Annotated in this window: 8 protein-coding genes; 4 read left to right on the top strand and 4 right to left on the bottom strand. The window is 63.2% G+C overall.

All coding sequences use genetic code 11. The features are described from left to right. From VDP82_RS10665 to VDP82_RS10650, 4 genes are all read right to left on the bottom strand, one after another. Positions 1–1,508 (bottom strand): TRAP transporter large permease (locus VDP82_RS10665; protein ID WP_323014829.1); only part of this gene is annotated, 1,508 nt, incomplete at its 3' end. Next, positions 1,501–1,953, bottom strand: a complete 453-nt coding sequence (locus VDP82_RS10660) for a TRAP transporter small permease (protein ID WP_323014828.1) — start codon at positions 1,951–1,953, stop codon at positions 1,501–1,503. The genes VDP82_RS10665 and VDP82_RS10660, both read right to left, overlap by 8 nt. Positions 1,954–2,097: 144 nt before the next feature. Next, positions 2,098–3,117, bottom strand: a complete 1,020-nt coding sequence (locus tag VDP82_RS10655; protein ID WP_323014827.1) for a C4-dicarboxylate TRAP transporter substrate-binding protein — start codon at positions 3,115–3,117, stop codon at positions 2,098–2,100. Between the two features lie 94 nt (positions 3,118–3,211). Next, the gene (locus VDP82_RS10650) at positions 3,212–4,270 is read right to left on the bottom strand and encodes a hypothetical protein (protein WP_323014826.1); all 1,059 of its coding nucleotides are present in this window, start codon (positions 4,268–4,270) and stop codon (positions 3,212–3,214) included. A gap of 366 nt (positions 4,271–4,636) precedes the next feature. On the opposite strand from VDP82_RS10650, the gene VDP82_RS10645 reads away from it, so the two are divergent. The 4 genes from VDP82_RS10645 to VDP82_RS10630 all read left to right on the top strand — a co-directional run. Further along, the gene (locus tag VDP82_RS10645) at positions 4,637–5,557 is read left to right on the top strand and encodes an NAD(P)-dependent oxidoreductase (protein ID WP_323014825.1); all 921 of its coding nucleotides are present in this window, start codon (positions 4,637–4,639) and stop codon (positions 5,555–5,557) included. A gap of 2 nt (positions 5,558–5,559) precedes the next feature. Next, positions 5,560–6,294, top strand: coding sequence for a cyclase family protein (locus tag VDP82_RS10640; protein WP_323014824.1), 735 nt, complete (start codon positions 5,560–5,562; stop codon positions 6,292–6,294). A 52-nt stretch (positions 6,295–6,346) separates the two neighbouring features. After that, a complete protein-coding gene (locus tag VDP82_RS10635) occupies positions 6,347–7,330 on the top strand; it encodes an aldo/keto reductase (protein ID WP_323014823.1) in 984 nt (327 codons plus the stop codon). A 265-nt stretch (positions 7,331–7,595) separates the two neighbouring features. Continuing rightward, positions 7,596–8,116 (top strand): Arm DNA-binding domain-containing protein (locus VDP82_RS10630; RefSeq protein ID WP_323014822.1); only part of this gene is annotated, 521 nt, incomplete at its 3' end.

Here is an 8,116-nt window from a genome sequence, read left to right as displayed (position 1 = left end):
CCATGCCCACGGCTGTCGACGGCGATCACCGTATGGGTCTGCGACAGGCGCTCGGGTAGATCGCCCCAGAAATTGCCATCGAGCCCGACCGGATGCAGCAGAAGCAATAGCGGTCCGCTGCCGCTGCGCTGATAGAAGAGTTTTTCGTCGGTCATCGCCTTCGCCTCTATGAAAAAAGGACTGGCGGCCTTTCCCGAACCCGGGAAAAACCGCCCGCCAAGGCCGCCGCTGTCGGGGATCAGCACCATAAGGCCCAGCATCACCGCGCAGGCGATCATGAATGGCCAGAGCGCCTTGAAGATTTCCTCAATGGTGACGAGCCCCCCTGCGGCCCCCTTCACCACGAAGCAGTTGATGCCCACCGGCGGCGTCACCGCGCCGATTTCGCACAGCACGATGACGTAGACGCCGAACCACACCGGGTCGAAGCCGAGCTGCATCATCACCGGATGGGTGATGGGCAGCGAAATCGCCAGCAGCGACGGCGCGTCCATCAGCATGCCCAGCACCAGGTAGATGAGCGTCACCAGGCCCAGCACCGTCCACTGGTTCATCCCGCCATCGACCAGCACGCCCTGAATGGCGCCGGACACGCCGCTAAGGGCCAGGAAGCGGGCGAACAGCAGGCCGCCGATGATGATGGCGAAGATCATCGCCGTCAGCGACACGGTTTCCAGCAGCGTCTTGCCCAGTTCCAGCCGGCGCCAGCTCTTCTGCCGGATCAGCGCCATGACGAAGGTGAGCACGGCGCCCACGGCACCGGCCTCGGTGGGGGTGAACACGCCGGCATAAAGCCCGCCCATCATCACCACGATCACCACGATCAGCGGGCCGATCATGCGCAGCGACCAGAACCGCTCGTTCCAGCTGTAGCGGCGGTCGTCCCGCGGCGCCTTCTTGGGATCCACGATCGCCACGATCAGGATCGCGATCCCCAGGATCAGCGCAAAGACGATGCCCGGAATGATGCCGCCGATCAGCAGCTTGCCGATCGAGGAATTGGTCAGGATGCCATAGACCACCATGAGGGCGCTGGGCGGAATGAGCACCGCCAGGGTGCCGGCGATGGCGATCGAGGCAGCGGCGAAGCCGCGATGATAGCCGCGCGCCACCATTTCCGGCAGCGCCAGCTTGGTGAACAGCACCGCCGTGCCCACGCTGGAGCCGGCAGGACCGCCAAAGGCAGCAGCCGCGCCGGTGGTGGCGATAGCCAGCCCGCCAGGCAGGCGCCCGAACCATTTGGTGCAGGCGTCGAACAGATCGTCGCCGATGCCCGCCTGCATGGAGAAATAGCCCATCAGCAGGAACATGGGGATGGCGCTGAAATGGAAGCTGCTCGCCACCGAATAATAGAGCGTTCCCAGAACGGAAATGGCGGGCATGAAGCCGCTCAGCACGGTCAGCCCCGCAAAGGCCACCCCGGTCATCGCCACCATGATGGGCGCGCCGAGCAGAATGGCGACCAGGAGCAGGCCGACCCCGGCAAAACCGATATAAAGATCAAACATTGGCTGCCATCTCCGGGATTTGGTCGAGATCATCCACGCTGTCGAACAGCACGGTATGAATGGCGTCGAGCAGGAACTGGATGGAGAGCATCAGCGTGCCCAGGCTCACCATCATCTTGGCCGGCCAGACGGGGAATTGGATCGTTGCGCCCCAGGCCATCTCATTGATGCCGTAGGAGCGAAGGGCATAGTGGAACGTGCCATAGGTCACGGCGGCAAAGAGCAGGAAGCCCAGCACCAGGAAGACGAATTGCAGATTCCGCCGCGCCGCGCGCGACAGATGCGCGGTGAAAAAGACGGTGTTGACGTGCTCGCGCCGCCACTGCGTATAGGCGAAGGGCAGCATGATGACAGCCACCAGCAGCGCCTGGGTAATTTCGAGCGAGGCAGGAATTGGTGCGTTAAACAGCTTGCGCAGCAAGGCGTTGGCGAAAATCAGGCACATAATGGCAAATGTCGCGACGCCGGCAAGCATTGCGACCCACAGCAGCACCTTCGCGTATGCGTCATATAGTTTTCGAAATGCGTGCCGCATGACTCGGCCTCCCATAGGGTAGCGGAGCGGTTTTTGACCGCTCCGCTCCTCCTGTTAGTTATTGATATCGTTGACGACACGCTGGGCGTCGGCCTCGGGAACGCCGGCGGCGATCGCCCGGCCGGCCCAGCTGTTGCGCACATTCTGCACCAGCGGATACTCCAGAGTGGCCTTCAGGAACTCCTCGGCCGGGAACGGCACGATCTCAATGCTGCCATCTTCGGCCCATTGCGCCAGCAGCCGGTCTTCCTCGGCGCGGAACAGCTCGAGCAGCTTGGTCAGGTGATCGTGCTTGAGGTCCTCGAGCAGTTGCTTGTGCTCGTCCGACAGCGAGTTGTACTTGTCCAGGTTCATCGTGATCATGTGGCCCCACGAAGCGCCCATCGGCACGTCGATGAAATATTTGGCCACTTCGTGAAGCTGGAACGCCTCGATGAGCGCGATATCGGCCGCCGAGCAATCCAGGATATTGTTGCTCATGGCCTCATAGGCTTCGGTATCAGGCAGGCCGACCGAAACGGCGCCCAGGGCTTCGAGCATTGCCGGCAGCGCCACGCCATAGGAGCGGACGCGCTTGCCCTTGAAGTCTTCCAGGGTGCGGATCGGCGTGGTGCAGATCAGGCCATAGGGCGGCAGCGGACGCACGGTGATGAGCTTCTGGTTATAGCGCTCGAGTTCGGCCGAGAAGGCCGGGATTTCCTCGTGCCACTTGAGGAACAGCTCGCCCAGCTCGGCCTGGCTCTTGGGCTGGGGCCAGAAGAACGGAATGGCGTTGTTGACGAGGAACTGGTCGGGGAAATAGGGCGTGACGACATTGCCCATGTCGAAAATGCCATGCTCGAGCGCATCGGGGATCTCGCTCACCGTCCCGAGCACGCCACCCCAGTTGATATTGATTTCAAGCGTGCCGCCCGAGCGGGTCTTGGCCTCTTCGGCCATCCAGCGCGCCGCCTCGGCATACATGCTGCAGCACTGGGGCAGGTGCTCGCCCCATTTCAGGGTTTCGGCGCTGGCTGGCGCGGCCAGCCCCATCGATGCGCCCACCATCAGGGCCGTTGCAAAAAAGGTCTTCATAGTCATTCCTCCCATGGAATTTGGCTGGTGAAGTCAGGGCCGGTAATCGGCGATCGGCGGGGCGGCGCGGCCACCCCGCCTTGTTTCGTCCGCCTTATTTGGCGTCGCCCTCGATGGGGCGCAGGAAACGTCCGTCCTGGATGCGCATGTCGCCGTCGACATAAAGGGTCGGCTCCAGGATGACGCCGTCCATATGGATCTTGGAGCGGATCGAGCCACCCACGTCGATATTGGTGCCCAGGCCGAAATGCATGGCGCCCAGAATGTTCTTGTCCTCGCGCTGGATGCCGCGGATGAGCGCCTTGGCATTCACCCCCACCGATGCCTCGGCCGGGCACATATAGGCGTTCTCGTCTCCGTATTCGGCCAGGTAGTCGCGCAGCACCCGCGCCGAGGCGCCGCCTTCGATCGACACCACCTTGCCATTGACCACATTGAGCTCGATGGGGTCTTCCAGCCGGCCGATATGGTGCATGGTCAGCTCGATCACCAGCTTGCCATTGGCCGTTCCCTCGATGGGGGCGACGTTCAGCTCGCCCGTCGGGAACAGATAGTAATAGAGGTTTCCGCCCTTGCGGTTTTCATCCTTGTCGAAGTCCACAATCTTGTAGGGATCGAAATCCGGGCCCGGCAGCGGCGGCACGAAGATGCGGTCGTCGACGCGATAGGTGAAATCGGTGCCATAGCGCGAGGTCACGCGGCATTCCTTGGCGCCCACCCCGAAGATGTCCTTGGCGACATAGTGCTTGCGCACCATGATCTGCTTCATGTCGTCGGTGACCGCGCCGGACTGGAAGAATTCCAGCGGCATGCCGCCATCCATGCAGATCGAGGGAATGCGCGCTTCCATGGCGCGGAAGCTGGCGGGGCTGTGCAGCATGCCGGTGGACGCCAGAAGGATGTTCACATCCGACTTCATCATCGCCTCGCACACGGCGGCCGGCGGATCGTAATAGTCCGCGGGACGGGGCGAGAACAGCGCGACGGTGGTATCGGCGCCGATTTCCTGAAGGATGCTCATCACCGACTGCCAGACGCGCGGATCATGCGCCGTATCGGTCAGCACCAGCGCCTTGTCGCCGGCCTTCACGTTCCGCACCAGCGGCCTGCGCAAATACTCCATGGTCCCGGTAACGAGCGAATTAGCAGACATACAACGGTTTCCTTCTTCATGGCCCGCCATCCGCAGGCATCACATCGACCCTGCATGAGTTGCCACGGACTCGGCACTTGCGTCAATAGGTGTCGACACTAAATCCCGGGATTCACCCTGACGTCAAGCTGACCCTCGCCCTCCATTTGTCGCACCGGCACATACCTATCTATGGAGCAGCCCTCAAAAAACACTGCGAAACTAGGGAATTTTAGCTTAATCCGCCTCACCCACAAGACAAACCCCGCTTCTTTGCCGATCAGTTTTTGAGAAACTGCTTCGCCAAAAAATGCCTGATCCGGCTTGCCTTGGCCGGCGTTTATGCGCAATGTGTCGACATATACCACGAATATATGGCTGGAGAAAATGGCGACGCAGATTGCATTCATCGGGGTCGGGGCAATGGGTGGCCCCATGGCGCTGCGCCTGGTCCAGGCGGGCCTGGACGTGACGGTTTTCGACCCTTCGGACAAGGCGGTGGCCGGGCTGATGCAGTCCGGCGCCCGGCGTGCGCCCTCCCCCGCCGAGGCGGCGAGCGGTAAGGACATCGCCTTTGCCTGCCTGCCCACGCCCGAGATCAGCCTGGAGGCGGCTCTGGGCGCCAATGGCGCCGTCAACGCGCCGGGGCTCAGGCATTATGTGGAAATGTCCACCATCGGCTCGGAGACGGTTGCGCGCATCGCCCAGGGGCTGGAAGCCAGGGGGATCGGCGTTCTGGATTCCCCCGTCAGCGGCGGCCCAAGGGGCGCGGCTGCGGGCACGCTGACCACCATGACCGCCGGCGCCGCCGAAACCTTCGCCGCCTGCGAGACGGTCCTGCGCCAGATCGCCGGCAACGTCTTCTATGTCGGCTCCAGGCCGGGCCAGGGACAGGTCGCCAAGCTGGCCAACAACATGATTTCGGCCAGCGCCATGGTGGCCTCGTTCGAGGCGGTGGCCATGGGCGTCAAGGCGGGGATCGACGCCGACACGCTGATCGACCTCATCAATGTCAGCACCGGGCGCAATGGCGCCACGCTGGACAAATTCCCCCAGTCCATCCTGACCCGCAGCTTCGATTATGGCGGCAAGCTGGGCACCATGTACAAGGACGTGATGCTGTGCCTCAGCGAATATAGAGGCCGCGACGTGCCCCATCACGTCAGTTCCGCCGTGGCCCAGATCTGGTTCCAGGGCATGGCCGAGGGCCGCGCCAACGACGATTATACCAGCCTGATCAAGGTCATCGAGAACTGGGCCGGAGTGGAGGTGCGCGGGCGCGCCGCCCCGCCGAGCGAGGGAGCCTGAGCATGTGCGACGCCTGTCATTTCAAGAACACCCGCTGGGCGGGCTGGAACGATGTGCCCGCCCCCGTCATCGGCGGCGTCGGCGGCCCCTGGCTCGATCTCTCCCACACCCTCACCGAAGATCTTTCGGCCATTCCCAACTACCCCCGCCCCACCTTCGAGAAATGGCGGAAAATCCCCGACTATCCCGCCAATATCACCCTGATGAACATGGTGGTTCATCACGGCACCCATCTGGACGCGCCCAATCACTTCATCGATGACGCGCCCAGTTTCGATCAGGTGCCGCTGCACCGCCTCTACGGGCCGGGCGTGGTGTGGAGCTTTCCCTGCACCGAATATGGCTTCATCGACGTGCCCGACCTCGAAAGCGCCCGTCCCCTGGTTCAGCCGGGCGATATCGTGCTCTTCGATACCGGCTGGGCGCCCAAGATGCGCACCCCTGCCTATGAGCGTCACCCCTCGCTGACGCCCGAGGCGGCGCAATGGCTGCTCGACCATCGCGTCAAGATGATCGGCGTCGATTTCGCCACGCCGGACCGCGCGCCCACCAACCGGCCCGAGGGTTTTTATTGGCCGGTGCATCATACCCTCTTGCCCCATGGCGTGCTGATCGCCGAACATGTCAACAATCTCGCCGCGCTCTCCAACCGCCGGATCGAGGCTTTCTTCACCGGCCTGAGCATCATCGGCTCCGATGGCGGCCCGGTGCGCGCCATAGCCCGCGCGGTCGACTGACAGCCGGCCTTGCCCGCGGCCCATCATTTTTCTGTCTTGAGAGGATTTTTCCATGCAACAGCGCCTTCTCGGCCGCGACGGCCCCGCAGTGGGAGCGGTCGGCCTTGGATGCATGAGCTTTGGCGGCGCCTATGGGCCGACCACCGAGGCCGAATGCTACGACACGCTCGATGCCGCGCTCGATCTGGGCGTAACCCTGCTCGATACCGCCAATATCTATGGAAACGGGGTTTCGGAGACGATTCTAGGCACCTATCTGTCCCGCAAGCCGCACCGCTTCACCATCGCCAGCAAGGCCGGCATCGTCAGCGGCAATCCCAGGCGCTACGACAATTCCGCCCCCTATCTGCGCGAATGCCTTGAAAGCTCGCTCAAGCGCCTCAAGGTCGATCACATCGACCTGTTCTATATTCACCGGCGCGAAGCCGGCCGCCCCATCGAGGAAGTGATGGAAACGCTGGTCACCTTCAAGAACGAGGGCAAGATCGGCGCCATCGGCCTTTCCGAAGTCGCCCCCACGACCCTGGAGCTGGCCAGCGCGGTTCATCCCGTCGCCGCCGTGCAGAACGAATATTCGCTGGCCACGCGCCTGCCCGAACTGGGGCTGGTTCAGGCCTGCGAAAGAACCGGCACCGCGTTGGTCGCCTTCTCCCCGCTCGGGCGCGGCATCCTGGCCGAAGGCATGGCCGATCCGGCCAGTTTCGCCAATGGCGACTTCCGCAAGTCCAGCCCGCGCTACATGGAGCCCAATTTTAGCCGCAACGTCGAGCGCATCGCCCGCTTCCACGCCTACGCCGCCGGGCTCGGCCATTCCGCCGCCACCCTGGCCATTGCCTGGGTCCTGCACAAAAGCCCGCAAGTGATCGCCATTCCGGGCACGCGCTACGCCCGCCACCTGCAACAGGATGCAGCGGCGGCCAATCTGGTGCTTTCAGACAGCCAGGTCGCCGAGATCGAAGCCATCCTGCCCCCCGGCTTCGCCCATGGCGACCGCTACGCCGACGACAAGATCATCGGCCCCGAGCGCTATTGCTGAAAAAGCCGGCCCTGGCGGCCGGCATCACTCCGATGGCTGCGCGAACTTCGCGCCAGTCCAGGATGGTGCCGGCAGCAGGGTTCGAACCCGCGACCCCCTGATTACAAATCAGGGGATGGTGATCCTTCTTCCCCTTTTCGCCCAGGATGTCTAGGCTTTCAGATAAGGATTCGTAGGTAATCCGTGCGTCTCGGGATCAGGTGGTCTGGAAAGCGTACGGATTACATGCCGTCCCAATCCCGTCCCTGTCTCGAAAGCCGTCCCCGTGCCGCCAGTTGACATCACACAGAAGACGATAGCGGCGGCTCGTGCAAAGGCCAAGCCCGGTGCCTCCAGGTTCGAGATCACGGACCGGCGTGCCCGGGGGCTGATCCTGCGCGGCGGTCCCCAGGGTGTCGTGTGGCAGCACCGGTGCGAACGCCTCGGCAAGACCTACCGTTTGACGCTGGGCGGGGTCGATCGCTGGACTATAGATGAGGCGCGCCAGATCGCAGAGGCCGCGACGAGCCACGTGCGTACCTTTGGCAACCCGCCCGACGAAGCCTGGCTCCAGGGCTATCTCGTCGAGATCGGCAAGCTCGCCGCCCCGGCACCGGAGAACGATCCGGCCATGGCCGGCTTCCCTACATTCGCGATTGCCCGCGGCGAATACCTTGAGGACCTCGCACGGCGCAGCCGCAAAGCCACGGTCGACAGCTATCGGGGATTCCTCTGCATGCCGGAGGTCGCTGCTCTCGACGACAGGATCGTGGCGACGGTCACGCGGGACGAGGTCTTTCAGATTAT

The organism is Devosia sp., assembly GCF_034675085.1.
Lineage (GTDB): Bacteria > Pseudomonadota > Alphaproteobacteria > Rhizobiales > Devosiaceae > Devosia.
Note: the sequence above shows the minus strand (reverse complement) of the source record. Positions and strands in the feature narration are given on the sequence as shown.

What these genes read in the sequence shown, in the direction of transcription:
- VDP82_RS10660 (WP_323014828.1), bottom strand. Translation starts at nt 1,953, where the DNA reads ATGTGCCTGATTTTCGCCAACGCCTTGCTGCGCAAGCTGTTTAACGCA.
- VDP82_RS10655 (WP_323014827.1), bottom strand. Translation starts at nt 3,117, where the DNA reads ATGAAGACCTTTTTTGCAACGGCCCTGATGGTGGGCGCATCGATGGGG.
- VDP82_RS10650 (WP_323014826.1), bottom strand. Translation starts at nt 4,270, where the DNA reads ATGTCTGCTAATTCGCTCGTTACCGGGACCATGGAGTATTTGCGCAGG.
- VDP82_RS10645 (WP_323014825.1), top strand. Translation starts at nt 4,637, where the DNA reads ATGGCGACGCAGATTGCATTCATCGGGGTCGGGGCAATGGGTGGCCCC.
- VDP82_RS10640 (WP_323014824.1), top strand. Translation starts at nt 5,560, where the DNA reads ATGTGCGACGCCTGTCATTTCAAGAACACCCGCTGGGCGGGCTGGAAC.
- VDP82_RS10635 (WP_323014823.1), top strand. Translation starts at nt 6,347, where the DNA reads ATGCAACAGCGCCTTCTCGGCCGCGACGGCCCCGCAGTGGGAGCGGTC.